The organism is Sphingopyxis italica (assembly GCF_011926545.1).
In the GTDB taxonomy this organism is placed as follows: Bacteria; Pseudomonadota; Alphaproteobacteria; order Sphingomonadales; family Sphingomonadaceae; genus Sphingopyxis; species Sphingopyxis italica.
Genome location: NZ_JAATIT010000001.1, coordinates 808,661 through 827,817 on the forward strand (window position 1 = coordinate 808,661; position 19,157 = coordinate 827,817).

Sequence of the window (19,157 nt, forward strand, 5' to 3'; positions counted from 1 at the left end):
GCGGTTCGGAATTTCATTGCAGCGAAGCGTGATTCCAGCAGGCCTTTTGTGCTTTCAAGGCTTCGTTGTTGGCTGCAGCGAGGCCGAGACGCGTGATCCTGACGCTAAGGGCCCGACAAAGATGCCCGAGACGGCAAGCGTTGAGGGCAGGGAGGAGGGCGTGTGGCAACCCCAGCGGGCCATCAGCAGACGCCACCGTGGCCTGGAGCGGCGCCGAACATGGAGGATGTCAAACTTCCTCCAGAGTATAGCGAAACGGCAACGAATCCGAAACGCTTCGCCGGACGTCCGGTTACCGGCGCCTTCAACGTCACTGTGCCCACTCTCACGGTGTTTCCCGCCCAACAACCAGGCAATGGCACAGCGATGCTGGTTTTTCCCGGCGGAGGATTCTCCAAGCTCGCGATCGATCTGGAAGGTAGTGAAGTTCGCGACTGGCTGACTTCAAGAGGCACCACTTGCGTGCTCGTCAAATACCATGTTCCCAAAAGCGGCCACCATTATGATGAAGACTGCCATTGTGCAGTGACGCCCAAGCACCTCCTTGCGTTGCAGGTCGCCCAGCGTGCGATACGCCTGGTGCGCTCGCGCGCCAGCGAGCTCAAGATCAACCCCCGCAAGATCGGTGTCATAGGCTTCTCAGCCGGAGGGTATCTGGTCGCGCAGACCAGCAATATATTCGAACCTGCTTATGAGCCGGTCGACGAAATAGACAAAGTGAGCAGCCGGCCCGATTTTGCCATCGCAATGTTCCCAGGCCACCTGTGCAGATCGGGGGGCTCGCTTGATCCTGGTATCAAAGTTACCAAGATGACCCCGCCAACATTTCTTCTTCAGGCTTGGGACGATCCCGTCGATCCGATTTGCAATAGCATAGTCTATGCGCGAGCGCTGGACGAGGCAGGTGTTCCAGCGGAAGTCCATCTCTTTGCCAAGGGAGGGCACGCCTTCGCCATGCGCCCGCTGCGTCATCCCGTTGAGCGATGGCCGACGCTCGTGGAAGATTGGCTAAAGGACACAGGAATTCTTTGAGCAAATAGGGCAAGAAATGACCCCCTCTCCCCGGAATGTTCGCTACTCAGGGGAATCGCTGGTCTTGGCCGATCGGAGATCGCCGGGTTTCTGACTGAAACTAACCGAAAGCCGACAACGGTTTGAGCTCCAGGGTATCTTTTGGCGCTGCCGTACAATTATCGGTCGGCTCGCGACGCTATCCGCGCGGTGCGACCCAGAAGAGCTCTTCCTTTCAGGAAACAGAGATCTTCATCTGACGCCCGCACGGTTTCGATCGCGCGGGCGTCTTTTTTTTGGCGCACCGCCGCCAGCGGTTTGAACGAACACATATGGGTGATCACGCCTGACCGACGTGAGGATGACGCCGCAGACACTCAGCGCCGCCGCCGTTCCGTCGCAAATCCACGATCGGTCGCGATAAAGCGCTCGATCATCGGCACCGCGATCTTTTCCGGCGCCATAGGCGCCGCGAGGCCATTAGCCTTCGCATGCACCTCGGCATAGACGAGCAATTCGCGATGGAGGGATCCCGGCAATTCGATCGACAGCTTCACGGGCTTGTCGTCGACGATGGGGCCTAGGCGCAGCTTGCTCATGGGGCCGCTCCCGCCGGCGGTTCGAGTATCAGATCGCGTGTGACAAGGACCCGCAAAGCGAAGCCGGGGCGGATCGTGAGGGTTGGCGGGATGTTCATCTGGCGCTCGACGAGCCGCCGTCCCGATTGGTTGACCGTATCCTGCGGCCCGTCGCGAAGCGCCCGCACGAGCGCATCATCCCCGTCCGAGCCAAGTTCGGCTCCGACGCCGAGCAACGTAGAGACGAGCGCCGCGCGCAGCATCGACCCCCAATGATGGTCGGTGCGATCGGCAAGCCCCGCCATGCCCCGCGCATCGGCGCCGGGCTGACGATCGAGCCTGATCGATCGGCCACCGGGCAGGATCAGCCGGTTCCAGGCCAGCAAGACGCGTTCCTGCCCCGCGGAGATTTCGCTGTCATAGTCGCCGATCAGCCGGGCACCCTGCGGAATGAGGAGAATGCGACCGGTCGGGCTATCATAGACATTCTGGGTCACCTGCGCCGTGACCTGTCCGGGAAGGTCGGACCTGATCCCGGTGATCAGCGCGGCCGGAATGAGACTTCCGGCCTGGAGGATGTATGGCAAAGCAGGCGCATGAAAGCGCTCGGCGCTCTCGAACGGCTCGGCGGAGCCGCCCGCGAGAAAGGCGCGCCGCGCCGCCGCCGGAGTCCGCGCGCCGCCTTCGGGTGCCGACATGGTCGCGGCGGACGGTTCGATCGATCCACGCTGCGCGTCCGCCACCGGCGCGCCCGAGTTCCCTCCTCCAAGGAATATCCGGCTCGCCGTGGCGGCCTCGCGCTCCAGCCGCGCCCGATCGCGCGCCTCGTCGGCGGGCGAGCGCCCGCCGGCGGGCGGATTTCCCATCGGCGGCACCGGGATCGTTTCGCCGCTCTGCTGCGCCGAGACGATCGGCCGCCCAAGATCGCCGGGTAGCGGCGGTCCGAGCTTCGGCACCTTGCCATAGTCGGCGGGCGCACCGGTGACGACTTCGGCGCGGTTCGCTCCTTCGGTCGTGTAGAGGTTCTCGGCGGTCTTCGGGGCTACGGGTTGCAGCGCCCAGAACAGAGCGCCGCCGATCGCGGTGCCGCCTGCAGCGCCGATCATCGCGAGCGTCTTGCGCGAAAGCCGCATGACCCGCGGCGTGTCGCCGCGTAGCCGAAAAGGATCGAGCTCCGGGCCGGGCGCCGTGCGCTCGCCCGCTTCCGGCGCGTCGGCGGGCGCCACCGCCTCGCTTGCCGGCCCGGTCACGACCGCCCCCGGCGGCGCGGCATTTCACGCTCGATGCGGACGACACGCGCCTGCTTTCCGGCGCCCAAGCGGAGTTCGCCGCGCTCGAAAAGGCGGTCGACGATCATGTAGCGCCCCTGTACCCGGTAGTTCACGAGCTCGGCCTCACCGCTCCCGCCGATCACGAAAAGCGGCGGCATGTCGCCCGTTTCAACGCCCTCGCCGAACTCGATAAACAGCTGGCGCGTGTCGTCGAAGGCGCGCACTGGCCGCCAGGCGACCTTGTCGCCCGCGATGCGATAGCGAAAATTGAGCGCCGCCAAATCGATGCCTCCGGCCACGGGCGCGGCCCTGGCCGCGTCCGCCTCCGCGGCCTGCAACGCGATGAGCTCATCGGCAGGATAGGTCCAGGAAACCGAAGCCATATAGGTGGCGGCCGTCGCGCGGAGCTCGACATGATAGGTGCGCCGGTCGGTGTTGATGATCATATTGGTGGTGATGTCGGTCCGCGTTGGCTTCACGAGGATATGAACCCGGCGCTTGGCTCCGGCGCCGCTCACCGTGTCGCCGATGATCCAGCGCACCGTGTCACCCGAAGCCACCGGTCCCGGACCGACAAGCTGCTCGCCTTCCTGCAGCACGATGTCGGTGACCTGGCCGGGCGCAGTGTAGACCTGAAACAACGCGCCTTCCGACCAGGGATATTGCTGGATCGCATTGCGATAGCCTTGGGGGTCGGGCTGCACGCGCGCTTCGGCGTTAGCGCGGCCGACCCGCTGGCGGGGATCCGCAGCATCGCTAGCTTGGGCCGGCCAGGCCGTCAGCAAGAAGGCGGCCGCGACCGCGACGGAAAACGAATGAAATTTCCTCATTGGCTGAGTTCCTTCGACCAGTTGATAGCATTGACAAACAGCCCGATCGGGTTGCGGCGAAGCGCGTCGGGCGTGCGTGGCGGCCGGATCGCGACGGTCACGATCGCCGACCAGCGCGAGCGCTCGATCAGGCTGCCGTCCTGATAACGGCGCTCGCTCCAGGCGATGCGGAAGCTGTCCTTCGAAGCCCGAATGACGCTCGAAACATCGACCGCGACCTGGACCTTGCCGACCTCGGCGAAGGGATCGTTGGTGCGCGCATAATCGTTGAGCGCCTGCGCTCCGGTCGCGGTCGTAAAATCATAAGCGCTGAGCCAGTCGGCCCGCAGCACGACCGGATCGGCGGGGATCGAACGGACATGCTCGATGAAGCGCGCGAGATGGAACGCGACCTGCGGATCGGTCGGCTGATAATCGCCGTCGGCGGGCGCGACCGCGCGCGCTTCACCAAGCTTGTCGACCTCGACGACCCAGGGCGTGATCGTCCCGCGGGCCGACTGCCAGACGAGGCCCCCGGCAAGACCACCGGAGATGATCAGCGAGCCGAAGAAGGCGAGCCGCCAGTTCTTTGCCTGGACGCGCGCCGATCCGATCCGATCGTCCCACACTTGCGCGGCGCGCTGGTAGGGCGTGACTGGCTCGGGCGCGCGTCCGTAATGATTGGTGGGTCTTTTGAACATGGGATCAGTCCTTTTCGCTGATGTTCGGCGCCGAGCCGGCCCCGTGGCTGTCGCCGCTCTTGAGGGTCTGCGCGCCGATGGTCGCGCCATGGGTCACCGACTGGCGCCGCCGCATTGCGGCCGCCCAGGCCGGAGGCGCGCTCGCGGCTTGCGCTGGCGCCGCGCTATCGGCGGGACCGGCACGGCTCGCCGCGAAATTCGCGCGAACCCGTTCGGCCATGCTGCGAACAGGTGAAGCTGCGCCGCTGGCTGCGGTACGCGCCACATTCGCAAGTCCACCGCCGATGGCCTTCGCCCCGCTCTTCCCGGCCGCGCCCGCCGCATAAGCAGCCGATGCGCTCCCCGCACTGCGCGCACCTGCGGCAGCTGTACCGCGCGCTGCTGCGGCAGCCGCGCCGGTGGCCAGGGTCGCGCCAGCCGCCCCGGCGGCAAGCGTTGCGCCTGCGGCGACTGCGGTGCCGGCGGCGGCCCCTGCTCCGAGTTGCGGACCGCCTGCAACGATACCGTTCGCGATCGATGGGCCGAAGATGCCGAGGCCGAGCAGCGTCAGTGCGCCGAGCGCGATCGCCATGACCTGTTCGATGTCAGGCTCCGGACCGAGGCCGGCCTGCATGAAGCGGTCGAACAGGGTCACCCCGATGCCGGTGATCACCGCGAGGACGAGCACCTTGATGCCCGAGGATATGATGTGGCCAAGCACGCGTTCGGCCATGAAGGCGGTGCGGCCGAAGAAGGCGAACGGCAGCAACACGAAGCCCGCGAGCGTCACCAGCTTGAATTCCAAGATGGTAACGAAGACCTGCACCGCGAGAATGAAGAAGGCGAGGACGACGATCACCCAGGCGATCAGCAGGATCATGATCTGCACGAAGTTGGTGAAGAGACCGACCGGGCCGACGAGGTCCGCCGACGCATCGAGCAGGGGCTGCGCCGCATCGATGCCGGTCGCGGCGACGACGCCGGGACGCATGAAGTCGCCGATCGCCATGGCGCCGCCGCTCGCCTTAAGGCCGAGGCCAGCGAAGCTTTCGAGCATGATGACGGCCAGCGCCTGGAAGTTGCCGATGATGAAGGCGAAGACGCCGATATAGAGCGTCTTCTTGACGAGCCGCTGGATGATGTCCTCGTCGGTGCCCCACGCCCAGAACAGCGCGGCAATCGTCACGTCGATGACGATGAGGGTCGAGGAGAGAAAGCCGACTTCGCCCCCGAGCAGCCCGAAGCCGCTGTCGATATAAGTCGAGAAGACCGCCAGAAACTGGTCGATAACGCCGGTGTCTTCCATCGGGCTAGTCCTTCTGTCCAAAGAAATGGCGGCGCCTGGCGTCCCAGGCCGCTTCACAGTCCGCATCGGCGACCGTGACCGTGCGGCAGCGCTCGGCCACGTCGGCGGCTGCCGGGTGTGCGCCCGCCGCGGAGATCGGGGGGGCGGGCGCACGAGGCGTAGGCGGCGATGACGCATGCAGAATTGCCAGCGTGATGAGCAGGCCGCCCAGCACCGCGACCGCCGCTATCTTCGCCGCCCGGCCCATCTCAATTGCCTTTGCGGAAGCGGCGGAAGCGCTCGCGGCCTTCGGCCTCGGCGGCGGCGCTGCGCGCCGCGTCGAGCATCTGCGCCCGGCCCTGCGCGGCGAGAGCGGCGGTGAGGTCGGAGATCTGCTGCGACTGGACGGCGAGGATCTGGTTGCCCGCCTGCGCCGCCTGCAAGGCGCCGGTCGCCGACTGGCTCGCCGAGACGAGGGTTCCGATCGACTGGCGCGTGCCGCCGATGTTGGTGACGACGCCGGCCTGCACCTTCATCGCATCCTGGAACGCGCCGACGCTGTCGTTCCAACGCGCCTCGGCGTTGGCGACCATCGCGGCCTGCGGCCCCGACAAGGCTGCGCCCTTGTAGCGGGCATCGAAAGCGGTCTGGATATCGCCGACGTCATAAGCGACGCGCTGCGCTTCACTCAGCAATTGGCGGGTGCGATCGACCTGGCCTTGCAATTCCTTCAGCGTCGAGACGGGCAGGCTGGTCAGATTGCGCGCCTCGTTCGCCAGCGACGTCGCCTGGTTTTGCAGCATGGAGATCTGATTGTTGATCTGCTCGAGGGTGCGCGCGGCGGTCAGGATATTCTGCGCATAGTTGCGCGGATCGTGAACGATGCCGCCGATCTGCGCCGCGGCGGGAACAGTCACTCCGCTCGCGATCAAGGTCGATCCGGCGAGCAGGGCAGCAAGCAGCACGCGGTTCTTCACATTCTTCATAAAAAGGACTCCTTCAGCTGGTCGGGGGTTTCGAGGTTCGCGAGCAGATCGGCGGCCCAATAGAGGCCGCGGTGACGCAGCCAGAATTCGGCAAAATCGGCGTGGCCGCGCGTCTCGATCAGCTCGCCGATCTTGATCTGGTCGGTCTTTGAAGAGGCAGCGGTGAAAGCGAGTGCGATGTCGCCGAGGCCGAGTTCGAACAGCCGGTTGCCGCGTCGCGACTGGCAATAATAGTCGCGCTTCGGCGTTGCGCGGCTCAATATCTCGATCTGGCGATCGTTGAGCCCGAAGCGTTCATAGACCCGCGCGATCTGAGGCTCGGCGGCGCGTTCGTTGGGCAGGAAAATGCGTGTCGGGCAGCTCTCGATGATCGCCGGCGCAATGCGCGAGCCCTCGATATCGGCGAGGCTTTGCGTCGCGAAGATCACGCTCGCATTTTTCTTGCGGAGCGTCTTCAGCCACTCGCGCAGCTGCGCCGCGAAGGCGGGGCTGTCGAGCACGAGCCAGCCTTCGTCGATGATGATCAGCGTCGGTGAGCCGTCGAGGCGGCCCTCGATGCGGTGGAACAGATAGGCGAGGACCGAGGCCGCCGACGAGGCGCCGACCAGCCCTTCGGTTTCGAGCGCCTGAACACGCGCATCGCCAAGATGCTCGGCCTCGGCGTCGAGCAGCCGTCCCCAGGGACCGCCCACGAGATAGGGCGAAAGCGCGAGCTTCAGCTCTTGCGATTGGAGCAGGACGGCAAGACCGGTCAGCGTGCGCTCGCGGATTGGCGCCGTCGCGAGCGACGTGAGCGCCGACCAGAGATGCTCCTTCGCGGCCGGATCGACGTCGACCCCTTCGCCCGCGAGCAAGGCGGCGAGCCATTCGGCTGCCCAGGCGCGCTCCGCGGCCTCGTCGATGCGCGCCAGCGGTTGCAGAGCGACCGACCCGGCGCTGCCGGCATCGTGCAGCGCGCCGCCAAGATCCTGCCAATCGCCGCGCATGGCAATCGCCGCGGCGCGGATCGAACCGCCATAATCGAAGGCGAATATCTGGTTGCCCTCGTAGCGGCGGAACTGGAGCGCCATCAGCGCGAGCAGGACCGACTTGCCCGCACCCGTCGGGCCGACGACGAGGCAATGACCGACGTCGCCGACGTGCAGCGAAAAGCGGAACGGGGTCGAGCCTTCGGTCTTGCCGTAAAGCAAGGGGGCATCACCGAAATGCTCGTCCCGTTCCGCCCCCGCCCACACCGCCGACAAGGGAATGAGATGGGCAAGATTAAGGGTGGAAATCGGGGGCTGGCGAACATTGGCATAGACATGGCCGGGGAGGCTCCCGAACCAGGCCTCGAGCGCATTGACGCCTTCCACCGTGCAGGTGAAGTCGCGGCTCTGAACGATTTTCTCGACGAGGCGCAGCTTCTCGGCCGCGAGCGCCGGATCGCGATCCCAGACGGTGATCGTCGCGGTGACATAGGCGATGCCCGCCTCGTCGGCGCCAAGCTCCTGCAGTGCCATGTCGGCGTCGGCCGCCTTGTTCGAGGCATCGCTGTCCATCAGGACAGAGGCCTCGTTGGTCATCACCTCCTTGAGGATCGCGGCGACCGACTTGCGCTTGGCGAACCATTGCCGCCGGATCTTGGTCAGCAGCTTGGTCGCGTCGGTCTTGTCGAGCATGATGGCGCGCGAGGACCAGCGATAGGCGAACGCTTGGCGGTTCAATTCGTCGAGCAGGCCCGGGAAGGTGACGCTCGGGAAGCCGGTGATGGTGAGGGTGCGCAGATGATGATCGCCGAGCCGCGGCTCGAGCCCGCCGACGAGCGCTTCGTCGGCGAGCAGCGCGTCGAGATAGGCAGGCGTCTCGGGCACCCGGACGTGCTGGACCTTGGTCGAGACACAGCTGTGGAGGTAGGTTAATGTCTCGCCGTCATCCAGCCATTCGGCCTCGGGCATGAAGCCCTCGACGAGATGGAGCATGCGCCCCGTGCGATCGACGAAGCTTTTCAGCAATTCCTTGGGGTCGACGCCGGTCTTCGAGCGGCCCTCATAGAGCCAGTACTCGGCGCGCGCCGCTTCCTCTGCCGGCGGCATCCACAAGAGGGTCAGATAATAGAAGCTCTCGAAATGGGCGCCTTCCTCGCGGAACTGCTCGCGGCGTTCGACATCGACCAGCTCGGACACCGCATCGGGGAACTCGGACACCGGATAGGTCACCGCGGGCACACGCTGGGCTTCGACGAAGACTGCCCAGCCCGACCCGAGGCGCCGCAGCGCGCTGTTGAGGCGCGCGGTGACCGCCACGAGTTCGGCGGGCGTGGCGCTGTCGAGGTCGGGGCCGCGGAAGCGCGCCGTGCGCTGGAACGCGCCGTCCTTGTTCAGCACCACGCCCTCCGCCACCAGGCAGACCCAAGGGAGAAAATCGGCGAGGCGGGCGGATTTCGTGCGATATTCGGAGAGATTCATCATGAGCGCATCCAGACGGGATATTTGAGGTGACGCCGGGCGACGTCGACGAACTGCGGGTCGCGGCGGGCGGCCCAGACCGAGAGGGTGTGGCCGACCGCCCATATCGCGACGCCGACGATCCAGAGCCGGAGGCCGAGACCGACGGCGCCCGCGAGCGTGCCGTTGACGATCGCGAGGCTGCGCGGCGCCCCGCCGAGGAGGATCGGCTCGGCGAGCGCCCGGTGAACCGGAGCAAAGAAGCCCGGCACTTCCCCTTCCCGGCTCATCACACGAGCGCTCCGCCGCCGAAGGAGAAAAAGGACAGGAAGAAGCTCGATGCAGCGAAGGCGATCGACAGGCCGAACACGATCTGGACCAGCCGGCGGAACCCACCCGACGTGTCGCCGAAGGCGAGGCTGAGACCGGTCACGATGATGATGATCACCGCGACGATCTTTGCGACCGGACCCTCGATGCTCTCGAGGATCGACTGCAGCGGCGCTTCCCACGGCATCGACGAGCCGCCGGCATAGGCCGGCGCGGATACCGCAAGCGCAACGAACATCGCGGTCGAACAGAGCATGGCGCGCCGTGCGCCATGCCGAAGAGCATGGATCATCGATTTTCTCCTTCAGGGGTGATGAGCGGGGTCAGCCGATATTCGAGGTTCAGCCGGTCGAACCCGTCGATGCGGGCGAGTTCGGCGAGGCGCCGGCCCGTTCCGTCGCGGACGAGCACGGCGACCAGATTGATCGTCTCGGCGAGAAGAGCGCGCGGGACGGTGATCACGGCTTCCTGGATGAGCTGCTCCATACGGCGCAGCGCGCCAAGCGCACTCCCGGCATGGATTGTTCCGACACCGCCGGGATGACCTGTGCCCCATGCTTTCAGGAGATCCAGCGCTTCGGCGCCGCGCACCTCGCCGATCGGAATGCGGTCGGGCCGGAGGCGCAGCGAGGAGCGGACGAGATCGGACAGCGATGCGACACCGTCCTTGGTGCGCATCGCGACGAGATTGGGCGCCGCGCACTGCAGTTCGCGCGTGTCCTCGATCAACACGATCCGGTCGCGGCTGCCCGCAATCTCGGCGAGCAACGCGTTGGTCAGCGTCGTCTTGCCGGTCCCGGTGCCGCCCGCAACGAGGATGTTGAGCCGGTCACGCACGCCGCAGCGAAGTATGTCCGCAGCATCCGCCGACATGATGCCCGAGTTCACATAATCGCCGAGCGTGAAGACCGCGATTGCCGGTTTGCGGATCGCAAAGGTCGGCGCGGCAACGACCGGCGGCAACAATCCCTCGAAACGCTCGCCTCCTTCGGGCAGCTCGGCCGATACGCGCGGCGCGCTGCCATGCACTTCGGCGCCGACATGATGCGCGACGAGACGAATGATGCGCTCGCCATCGGCGGCGCTCAGTGTTTCACCGCTGTCCTCGATCCCTTGGCCGAGGCGGTCGACCCACAGCCGACCGTCGGGATTGAGCATGATTTCGATGACCTCGCGGTCGGCGAGCCAATCCGCGATCGCACCGCCCATCGCGGTGCGCAGCATGCGCGCGCTGCGGTGACGTGCCTCCAGCCGGATTGGTTCTGCGCCCATCGGGAACCCCGTTTCATGAGCCTTGGCGATGATGCCCGGCTCGACGGGGATGAGTAAGAGACGCAGAGAAAACCCAAATTCAACAAGGTTTTCGCGCCGTCGTACCGTCTCGTAGAAAGACAGGCCGTGGCGTAGGTCGATCCGCATCGGAACGGATAAAAATCATGGTGGAACTTGTGAAACGCCCGATTTTGACAACAGTGTAACAATGACTGATTCGGTGTCGCAGCCGTCAGAGGATGAATTGTGCTGGGCGCGGCTCACGGACAAGCAGCGCGCTTGTCTCGATCTTGTGCTTGAGCATCAGACCTCAAAGCAGATTGCGCGGCGGCTCGACATCTCGAAACAGGCCGTCGATCTCAGGCTCACGACCGCGCGCGATATTCTGGGAGCGGACAGTAGAGCCGAGGCGGCCGTCCGCTATGCGCGTCTCAAACGGACCTATGACCGAATACCATGGGATCCGATCATACTACCGCCGCAGGCCAGACTGATGCCATCCGATTTCCCGGACGGAGAGCCGGCCGCATTGGCGCTGAACGATCATGCATCGCTCGCCAAGCATCCCAATGCGGTCGACCCGCCGTTCAAGGGTCTCTGGAGGCGCGATCACGCGCGTTCGAGCAAAGTCTGGATCATGGCGGCGATGTTCGCCGGATTGATCCTGCTGACGCTGGCGGGGGTGACGATCGGTGAAACGCTCACCCGTCTGATTTCCGGCTGATCCTTTCATCCTGTCTGTCACCAATAGGCCGGAGCGATGCTTCCGGCAGAGGAGAAGTCATGTCCCAAGCACTTACAATCACGGCAGCCCGTCTGATCCGCGACGTACCCGCCGCCGAAGTCAGGATCGACGATGCACTCATCGCAGTGTCTTCGCTGATGACCAGCGTCGTCACCGCGCGGCGCGACACCGCCGGGGTGCCGGCGACCAGAGGGCAGGCAACGATCCGCCGATTGATGAAGGCGCAAATGGCGCTGGTCGATGTCAGCGGCGATATTCTGCGGGTTCATGGCGAACTCGCCGATATCGGGCGCGAGACGGCGGGTTATGACCTCCATGAATGCCCGTCGATCGCGGAGGCGGGAACGAGCGTGCGGGCGGCCGCAGCCTGACGCCGGTTGACCGGGAGCGACAGCCGTGAAAGTTTCAGGGCATGCGCATCGCCTTGTTTCTCGCTTTCTTGGCTGTTGCTGTCGGCTATGCCGCCTGGAAGGGCGGCGGGCCGGAACGGACGATGGCGGCGATCGCAGCAACGATGGTGGGCTTGGATCAATTGCTCCACCTGTTCGTTCCGCCGACCTTCGCTTCACTCGACACCGGTCATCTCGCGATCGACCTGTTTGGAGCCGCATCCACCGTCACGCTCGCGCTGTTTGCGCATCGCTTCTGGCCCATGTGCATCGCCGTCTTGCACATGGTCCCGCTCCTTGCGCACTCGAGCCGGATTCTCGACGTGGCGCTGCATCCGGCAGCCTATCTCGCGATGCAGGTGGCGACGTCCTGGCCGGTGCCGGCGATCCTCATCCTCGCAACCTGGCGCCACCAGCGTCGGCTGGCGCGCGGCGCCAACGAGCCATGCTGGCAGATCTCGTCGCGGCCATCGATCCCGAGCATTGCGAGTCCCTAGCCGAGCGACTGCTCGCGGAACATCGGACACTCGCACGCCTTTTCGCCCAGTCCCCCGAAGCGCTGGCGCGAACGCTCGGCAAGGACAGCCCGGTCGGCGCGATGCTCGTCGCCGCACGGTGCGCGACATTGGAGGCCATGCGCGAAGAGCTGAGCGGTCGCGGCATCGACCCCGACAATCCCAAATTGCTGCGTTATCTCAGGGCATCGATGGGCGCGCTTCCCGATGAGGCGCTGCGCGTGCTGTTCCTTGACCCGTCGCATCGCCTCATCGCGGATGAACAATTACAGCGCGGAACGCTCGGCCATCTCGCAATCTATCCCCGCACGATATTTCGGCGAGCGATCGAACTCGACGCCGCCGCGATCATTCTCGTCCATAACCATCCTAGTGGCGACCCAGCGCCCAGCCGGTGCGATATCGAGGCAACTGAACGCCTGGCTACGATCGGACAAGCGCTCGACGTCGAGGTGCTGGAACATATCATTGTCGCGCTCCGAGGGCATCGGATGATCCTCCGGGGACGACCTGCCTCCGGTCGGACGTCTTCGCCCGGCACGCTACTTCGCGACAGAATTGCCGATTGGCGGAACTCACCCGATGCCGAGTTGGCGCTCGCCAACGCGCAGCGCGTATGGCGGCGGCGCCTTCTGCGCCGACAACTTGTCGGCGCAGAAGGCCTGTTCGGCGAACCGGCTTGGGATATGCTCATCGATCTCTTCATCCATGAGGCAGCGGCGAAATCAGTATCGACCAGCTCGCTTTGTATCGCGTCGGGCCTTCCGAGAACGACGGCCCTCAGGCTGCTGCAGCGCCTTTGCGACGAGGGACTGTTGGCGCGGGAGCCGGATCGCCACGACGGAAGACGCAATTTCATCCGGCTGGCCCCCGATCTCGCGCAACGCCTCCTGGCCTATTTCGCGGCGGGCGACGAATGATCGCCGTCCACGTCGCGGGACAATTCGTCACCAAGCTTCGGCCCGAGCTCCATCCGGCGGCTCAGCGAATCGACAAAGGCCTCCCACCGTTTCTTGCCAGTCACTTGCGCCGCCCGGAGTGCCGCGTCAGGGAGCGGGGGATTGTTGATCAGCCAGGAGCGGACGAACAGCGCGAAGCCTTCGTTCGACAATTCGACATGCCATTCGAGCCGGTCGAGTTGCCGCGACAGCCGATCGAGCCGCCGCGTCAGCACGGCCTCAAGTCGCTCCTCATGATCGGGAGTGAGCAAAGATGCGAGCGCGGCCTCGACGATGTCGGTGCGCGTGATGCGGCGGCTGCTCGCGCGTTCGTCGAGCTGGCGCGCCAGCACGCTATCGATCCGGAAGGTCCGCTTGACCGACGACTTCCTCATAGTTCGATCCCGTCGTCCGGATCCTGCGACGCCAGGCGGGCGCCGCGGCGCATCGCACCGTCGATCGCCTTGCGCTCGCGGACGGGGTCATCCTCTCGTTCCTCGGTTGCGAAATCGAACTCGCTGACATCCGGGCGAGCCTCAGATACGATATTCTCATGGTCGGCCATCGCCGGCTCCTGCCGGATACCGCTGTTGGCGTCGCTATCGTCCTCCTCGCCGTCGCTCGCATCGGGGATCTCATCATGAACTGCGATCTCGACCTTCCCGCCGGACAGGTCTTTCGGTCGTTCCAACGCGCTCCAGTCGTCGGGACGGCTTTCGCCGACTTGCGGCGGCGCGGGCGGCGGCAGGATCCGCGCCATCAATCGGGGGTCGGCATAGTATTTGGCCTTGCTCGCCCGGATCGGCGCGACGCCGGCGACCATGACGATTTCCTGATCGGGCGGCAGTTGCATGACCTCGCCGGGCGTCAGCAAGGCGCGGGCCGTCTCGGTCCGCGAGACCATCAGATGGCCAAGCCAGGGCGATAGCCGGTGCCCGGCATAATTTTTCATTGCGCGCATTTCGGTGGCGGTGCCGAGCGCGTCCGAGATCCGCTTGGCCGTCCGCTCGTCGTTTGTCGCGAAGCTGACTCGGACGTGACAATTGTCGAGGATGGCGTTGTTCTGGCCGTAAGCCTTCTCGATCTGATTCAAGGACTGGGCGATCAGAAACGCCTTGATCCCATAGCCGGCCATGAAGGCGAGCGCGCTCTCGAAGAAATCGAGCCGCCCCAGCGCCGGAAATTCATCGAGCATGAGAAGAAGGCGCTGCGACCGCGCACGCGGATTAAGTTCCTCGGTGAGCCGCCGCCCGATCTGATTGAGGATCAGACGAATGAGCGGCTTGGTGCGGCTGATGTCGCCGGGCGGCACGACGAGATAGAGCGAGGTCGCCGTCTCCCCCGCCACAAGGTCGGCGATGCGCCAGTCCGACCGCCGCGTCACCGCAGCGATGACGGGGTCGCGGTAAAGCCCTAGAAAGGACATGGCGGTCGAAAGGACGCCCGACCGCTCATTGGCCGACTTGTTGAGCAGATCCTGCGCCGCCGCCGCGACGACGGGATGGATACCCTTCTCGCCGAGATGTGCCGTCGACTGCATGATGCGCAGGGTCGAGGCGATACCGCGCCGCGGATCGGAGAGGAAGGCCGCGACGCCTGCGAGCGATTTATCCTCTTCGGCATAAAGAACATGCAGGATGGCTCCGACGAGAAGCGAGTGGCTCGTTTTCTCCCAATGGTTGCGCTTCTCGAGGCTGCCTTCCGGATCGACAAGTACGTCGGCGACATTCTGGACGTCGCGCACCTCCCACGCGCCGCGCCGCACTTCGAGGAGAGGATTGTAAGCGGCCGACGCGATATTGGTGGGATCGAAGAGCAGGACGCGCCCATGCTGGGCCCGGAACCCCGACGTCAGCTGCCAATTCTCGCCCTTGATGTCATGCACGATGCAGCTGCCCGGCCAGGTGAGCAGCGTCGGCACGACAAGCCCGACGCCCTTGCCCGACCGTGTCGGCGCGAAGCATAGGATATGTTCGGCGCCGTCATGGCGAAGATAGCTCCGACCAAAGCGCCCCAAGATGACCCCAGCCTCGTCGAGCATGCCTGCGCGGCGGATATCGCCAGCCTCGGCCCAGCGCGCTGAACCATAGGTCTCGGCGCGCTGCCGCTCACGGGCCCTCCACACCGACATGGAAATCGCGACAATGATCGAGGCGAAGCCGCCCGACGCCGCGATCATGGCGCCGCGGTAGAAAATCGGCGGCGCATAGGCATCATAGGCAAACCACCACCAGAAGAAGGCGGGCGGCGGATAGACCGGATAGTCACCGATGCGGAACCAGGGCGCGCCGAGCGCCGGCTGAAATCCAAGCGCGCCCGCGGTCCACTGCGTTGCTGCCCAGACCGCGAAGATCACGATCGAACCGACCGCAGTAATCTGTCCCCAGAGGATCTTGTCGTTCATTGCAAAATGCCTTTCTAAATGCCTTTCTAGATGCCGATGCCCCGGCCCAGCGCCCAATCGACCGAGCCGCCGGGGGACATGGTGCCGGTGATGTGCTGGCCGAGATGGCGGTCGAGCGCGGGGCGCCAGGGGACGAGCTGGAAACCCAGCCCGTCGTCGATCATGGCGAAGCGCCCCGATGCGAGCGTCACGCGCTCGCGGTAGACGCCGCTCACATAGTCGCCGGCAGCCGACGATTTGTGGGCAAGGCCGGTCCGCTCGGCAATCGATGCGGTCGCGGCTTCCAGTTCGCGCGAAGCGAGCTTGTCGATGAGCCCGGATGACAGGGTCAGCCGGTCCCCGGCGCGCGACGCCAATCCCTGCTCGACGAGATAGCGCGCCCGCTTCTCCATCGCCTGGCGGATTTCGAGACCGAAGCCATTCCCGCACGCGACCGGTTCACGGGCGACGAGTTGGCGGTCGAGCCAGGTCGCGCCGGGCGCGGTGACCTGCGACGCGAGCGGGAGGTCCGAGCGCGTCGCAAGCGACATATGCGCGCGCCCCTTGCCATCCTCCCAACTGCGGAGCTCGACGATCGAGCCCGGCCTGGCATCACCGGTCATCTCCATGTAGTTGAAGCGGATGTGATGGGTTCGCCCGTCGGCGCCGTCGACGATCGCATAGGCGCTGCCGGCAAGTTCGTCATGCAACCCCCGCTCGACAAGGCGGCCCACGATCGCGGTCTCGGGCGCGCCGTCGTGAAGCGCGAGCGCGGCGGGATCGAAGCGGCGCCCGCCGCGCGACAGCGCGCGGTGCATCGTCTTGATGATATCGCCGCGCACCGCGACCTCGCGCAGCGCCGGCTCGGCGCCGGCCCCGAGCGCCCAAAGGCCGGCGCCCTGCCGCTCGGCGAGACCCATCTGCTCGAGCCGGGCGGCGCGGCCGACCAGCAGGCCGTGCATATGCCGGTCTTCGTTCGCTGCGGGGCGCAGATCGATGACTCCGCCCGCTTCGTCGGCGAGCCTCTGCAGTCGGGCATCGAGACTTGTCCAGCGATCGGCATCGACTTCGCGCGCGAGCGCGCTTTGCATGTCGAGCTCACTGCGTGGACCGAGTTCGAGCGTTGCAAGTGCTTCGGCCCGTCCGCGAATGCCTGCGGCGATATAGCCGCGGTCGATGACGAGATCGGCGCCATCATCGGTGACGCCGCGCACGAGGATATGGATATGCGGATTGTCGGTGTTCCAATGATCGACCGCGACCCAGTCGAGGCGGGTCTGGAGATCGCGTCCCATGTCCGTCATGAGATCGCGCGTGAAGGAACGGAGATCGCCGAGATCCGCGGCGTCCTCCGGGCTCACGATCAGCCGGAAGTGATGCCGGTCGTCTTCGCAGCGCGCGGCGAAGGCATCGCGATCGGCGGCGTCGCCGCCCGCATCGAACATGCTCGCGTCGCGGCCGTCACGGGTCACGCCTTCCCGCTCGAGATAGGAGATATGACGCGCCAGCGGCGCGGCGCGAAACCGCGCGCCTTGGTGGCGGACGACGCGCGCCATGACCGTGACGCGCCGGGCGCCAGGCTGACGGCGCATCGCCGCCATGGCCCGCCGGCCCCGTCCATGCGTGCCGGTCCCGCCGCCAGCGCCGCGGCCAGGCCGCGAGCGGGTGTAGCCCGACCGCGAGGCTGCTTTGCGCACCTGCGTAGCGAGCCGCTTGCCCTTGCCTGCCGACCCTGCCCCGCGATCGCGGCTCCGTCCCGGCCTGATGCGGAAATCATGGTCGTCACCGCGCATCGGGGGCGGTGCCATACGAAAAGTTGGGAGAAAACGGCGCGTTCAACGCGATGATATGGCAGATTTCGGCAGAGCCATACGCGCAAACCCGCAGAAAACCGACCATGGAGTGCCCGAAGCTGGCACGGCTTTTATCTTGCCCTCTTATTTGGCTCCCTGATTTTCGAAGTTTTCGCCATCTCCATCTCTCCTTCATAGCAAGTAATTGGCCCCTATTCGACGACAGGCTTGCAAGATCTGCGATGTGACGAGGGTCTGATACGCCGTGCACTCTTTCGGGCTCATCGACGGGATGTTGGAGCCGCACGTTCGCGGTGTTGGCGCCGTCGCGGCACATGTCGCTATCGGATTTACGGGGCAGCATCACAGGCACTCCGGCGTGGTCCGCGCGGGGCGGCCACAGGCAAGATATCGTGCTTCCCGTTTTCCAGGTCTGTATCATTCCTCTGCCGCTTGCGCGGACCTCCTAAGCTCGTTGCGCCGTCAACCGGCAGTCGATGGGGCGGTGGTTGTTCATGAGTTCGCGAGGCTGAGCCGTTGCAGTTTCGCGGCGTTCGATGCGTCGATGTCCTGCGCAGACGCGTCTGGATCGCCGACGTAAAAGGTACCGTCGCGCCACATTGCGTGCATCACGATCGCAAGTTTGCGGGCGACGGCGATGCGGGCTTTCGCGTGACACTTGGTCTTCGCGAGCTTCAGCCCCCATGTTTTGATCATGTCGCGGCCTTTGAACCGGGTGAGCATCGCCGACGCTGCTTCATAGAGCGCGCGGCGCACATCGGGATCGCCTGCCTTGCTGATGCGACCGTGGACATCGATCGACGTACCCGACTGCCATCGCTTCGACGTTAGCCCGAAGTAGGCCGCGACATTGCGCGATCGGCGGAACCGCTGCGGGTCATCAATCGCGCTGCTGAAGCTCAGCGCCGTCACCGGACCGACGCCGGGGATCGCCATGAACCGCCGACATAGCTCGTCGCGCATGGCGATCTGCACGACCAGCTTGTGCAGCGTCAGATACTCAGCCCACAGCGCAGCGCGCGCCCGAAGCATGCAGTCCATGAGTCCAGCGGTCAGCGCGTCGCCGGCGACGGCCTCGCGCACGGCCTTCTCCATGGCGCCGCGGCCAACCTTGCCGAGCCGGATTCCGAACACCTTCAGCGAGTGACGGATGGCATTTTCGAGGTCGAGGAACTTGCGCTTCAGATTGCGGCGCTGAACCAGCAGCAAGCGGATGCGATAGCAGGCGTCCGTCTTGACGTGCGCCTGGCGGAACCAGCCGGTCCGCATGATATGCGCGATGCCGAGTGCATCATTCGCGTCGGTCTTGTTGCGCTGCGCCGACAGCGCCGCGCGCACATGACGCGTTTCGAGGCAGACCGCTGGAACACCTTCCGCCAGCAGCTCGGTGTGCAGCCACGGCGACAGCGACCCGGCCTCGTGGCCGACGCGGCGCATGCGATCCGCATAGGGTCGCAGGGCCTCGGCGATCGCAGCCGGATCGGTTTCCACAGCGGTTTCGAACGCGACTTTTCCATCGTCGCCGACAACGCAGATTGCGGTTTCGTCGACCGAGACATCAAGGCCGGTAAAATATTCCATCACACGACTCCTTCGCTTCCGTTTGACCGGAGCGAGGGTCGCGCCGCTGGCATCCGCAGCGCAAGGTTTCTCATCGGGCGCAGCGGCCGTGCTGGTCGGAAGCAACGCCAAGTCCTCGCCAAATACGGCGGCACTCCCCGATTT

General features: G+C 65.4%; 19 protein-coding genes and 1 pseudogene. 5 read left to right on the top strand and 15 right to left on the bottom strand.

Annotation, left to right across the window (positions count from 1 at the left end; genetic code table 11):
* Positions 1–219: 219 nt before the first annotated feature.
* Complete coding sequence (locus GGR90_RS03515) at positions 220–1,032, top strand: alpha/beta hydrolase (RefSeq protein WP_037557590.1); 813 nt, start codon at positions 220–222, stop codon at positions 1,030–1,032.
* Between the two features lie 356 nt (positions 1,033–1,388).
* Here GGR90_RS03515 and GGR90_RS03520 read toward each other — a convergent pair whose 3' ends face one another.
* Genes GGR90_RS03520 through trbB form a run of 11 tightly spaced genes read right to left on the bottom strand, consistent with a single transcriptional unit; the run spans position 1,389 to position 10,648 of the window.
* The gene (locus tag GGR90_RS03520; RefSeq protein WP_167919392.1) at positions 1,389–1,610 is read right to left on the bottom strand and encodes a DUF2274 domain-containing protein; all 222 of its coding nucleotides are present in this window, start codon (positions 1,608–1,610) and stop codon (positions 1,389–1,391) included.
* The gene (locus GGR90_RS03525; protein WP_381448600.1) at positions 1,607–2,839 is read right to left on the bottom strand and encodes a TraB/TrbI/VirB10 family type IV secretion system protein; all 1,233 of its coding nucleotides are present in this window, start codon (positions 2,837–2,839) and stop codon (positions 1,607–1,609) included. The genes GGR90_RS03520 and GGR90_RS03525 overlap by 4 nt, the downstream gene beginning before the upstream one ends.
* Positions 2,836–3,690 (bottom strand): P-type conjugative transfer protein TrbG, encoded by an 855-nt coding sequence (gene trbG, locus GGR90_RS03530; protein WP_167919394.1) that lies wholly within the window; start codon positions 3,688–3,690, stop codon positions 2,836–2,838. The genes GGR90_RS03525 and trbG overlap by 4 nt, the downstream gene beginning before the upstream one ends.
* The gene (trbF, locus tag GGR90_RS03535; protein WP_167919396.1) at positions 3,687–4,370 is read right to left on the bottom strand and encodes a conjugal transfer protein TrbF; all 684 of its coding nucleotides are present in this window, start codon (positions 4,368–4,370) and stop codon (positions 3,687–3,689) included. The genes trbG and trbF overlap by 4 nt, the downstream gene beginning before the upstream one ends.
* Before the next feature lie 4 nt (positions 4,371–4,374).
* Complete coding sequence (gene trbL / locus GGR90_RS03540; protein ID WP_167919398.1) at positions 4,375–5,655, bottom strand: P-type conjugative transfer protein TrbL; 1,281 nt, start codon at positions 5,653–5,655, stop codon at positions 4,375–4,377.
* 4 nt (positions 5,656–5,659) lie between these two features.
* Entirely contained in the window at positions 5,660–5,902 is a 243-nt protein-coding gene (gene trbK-alt / locus GGR90_RS03545; protein ID WP_037557586.1) for a putative entry exclusion protein TrbK-alt, read from the bottom strand.
* A 1-nt stretch (position 5,903) separates the two neighbouring features.
* Positions 5,904–6,620: a P-type conjugative transfer protein TrbJ gene (gene trbJ / locus GGR90_RS03550; protein WP_037557585.1), complete on the bottom strand. Its 717-nt coding sequence runs from the start codon at positions 6,618–6,620 to the stop codon at positions 5,904–5,906.
* Positions 6,617–9,070 carry a conjugal transfer protein TrbE gene (trbE, locus tag GGR90_RS03555; RefSeq protein WP_037557584.1) on the bottom strand — a complete coding sequence of 818 codons (2,454 nt, stop codon included), beginning with the start codon at positions 9,068–9,070 and terminating at the stop codon, positions 6,617–6,619. The genes trbJ and trbE overlap by 4 nt, the downstream gene beginning before the upstream one ends.
* Entirely contained in the window at positions 9,067–9,336 is a 270-nt protein-coding gene (locus tag GGR90_RS03560; protein WP_037557583.1) for a VirB3 family type IV secretion system protein, read from the bottom strand. Before GGR90_RS03560 ends, trbE begins: the two co-directional genes overlap by 4 nt.
* A complete protein-coding gene (locus tag GGR90_RS03565; RefSeq protein WP_037557582.1) occupies positions 9,336–9,668 on the bottom strand; it encodes a TrbC/VirB2 family type IV secretion system protein in 333 nt (110 codons plus the stop codon). The genes GGR90_RS03560 and GGR90_RS03565 overlap by 1 nt, the downstream gene beginning before the upstream one ends.
* Positions 9,665–10,648 carry a P-type conjugative transfer ATPase TrbB gene (gene trbB, locus GGR90_RS03570; protein WP_037557689.1) on the bottom strand — a complete coding sequence of 328 codons (984 nt, stop codon included), beginning with the start codon at positions 10,646–10,648 and terminating at the stop codon, positions 9,665–9,667. Before trbB ends, GGR90_RS03565 begins: the two co-directional genes overlap by 4 nt.
* A 208-nt stretch (positions 10,649–10,856) precedes the next feature.
* On the opposite strand from trbB, the gene GGR90_RS03575 reads away from it, so the two are divergent.
* From GGR90_RS03575 to GGR90_RS03590, 4 genes are read left to right on the top strand one after another with little or no spacing between them, the layout of a single operon-like run.
* Entirely contained in the window at positions 10,857–11,372 is a 516-nt protein-coding gene (locus GGR90_RS03575; RefSeq protein ID WP_081933239.1) for a helix-turn-helix transcriptional regulator, read from the top strand.
* A 59-nt stretch (positions 11,373–11,431) separates the two neighbouring features.
* Positions 11,432–11,764, top strand: coding sequence for a hypothetical protein (locus GGR90_RS03580; RefSeq protein ID WP_037557580.1), 333 nt, complete (start codon positions 11,432–11,434; stop codon positions 11,762–11,764).
* A gap of 41 nt (positions 11,765–11,805) precedes the next feature.
* Positions 11,806–12,279, top strand: coding sequence for a hypothetical protein (locus tag GGR90_RS03585; protein WP_037557579.1), 474 nt, complete (start codon positions 11,806–11,808; stop codon positions 12,277–12,279).
* On the top strand, positions 12,228–13,217 hold the full coding sequence (locus GGR90_RS03590; RefSeq protein WP_082639844.1) for a JAB domain-containing protein: 990 nt from the start codon (positions 12,228–12,230) through the stop codon (positions 13,215–13,217). The genes GGR90_RS03585 and GGR90_RS03590 overlap by 52 nt, the downstream gene beginning before the upstream one ends.
* Here the strand turns inward: GGR90_RS03590 and GGR90_RS03595 are convergent.
* From GGR90_RS03595 to GGR90_RS03610, 4 genes and pseudogenes are all read right to left on the bottom strand, one after another.
* Complete coding sequence (locus GGR90_RS03595) at positions 13,193–13,630, bottom strand: hypothetical protein (RefSeq protein WP_037557578.1); 438 nt, start codon at positions 13,628–13,630, stop codon at positions 13,193–13,195. The genes GGR90_RS03590 and GGR90_RS03595 overlap by 25 nt on opposite strands.
* Entirely contained in the window at positions 13,627–15,639 is a 2,013-nt protein-coding gene (locus tag GGR90_RS03600; protein ID WP_037557577.1) for a conjugal transfer protein TraG, read from the bottom strand. The genes GGR90_RS03595 and GGR90_RS03600 overlap by 4 nt, the downstream gene beginning before the upstream one ends.
* 26 nt (positions 15,640–15,665) lie before the next feature.
* On the bottom strand, positions 15,666–17,411 hold the full coding sequence (locus tag GGR90_RS03605) for a relaxase/mobilization nuclease domain-containing protein (RefSeq protein ID WP_037557686.1): 1,746 nt from the start codon (positions 17,409–17,411) through the stop codon (positions 15,666–15,668).
* A 584-nt stretch (positions 17,412–17,995) separates the two neighbouring features.
* Positions 17,996–19,013 (bottom strand): annotated as a pseudogene (locus tag GGR90_RS03610) (IS110 family RNA-guided transposase); the annotation flags it as partial.
* Positions 19,014–19,157 lie beyond the last annotated feature (144 nt).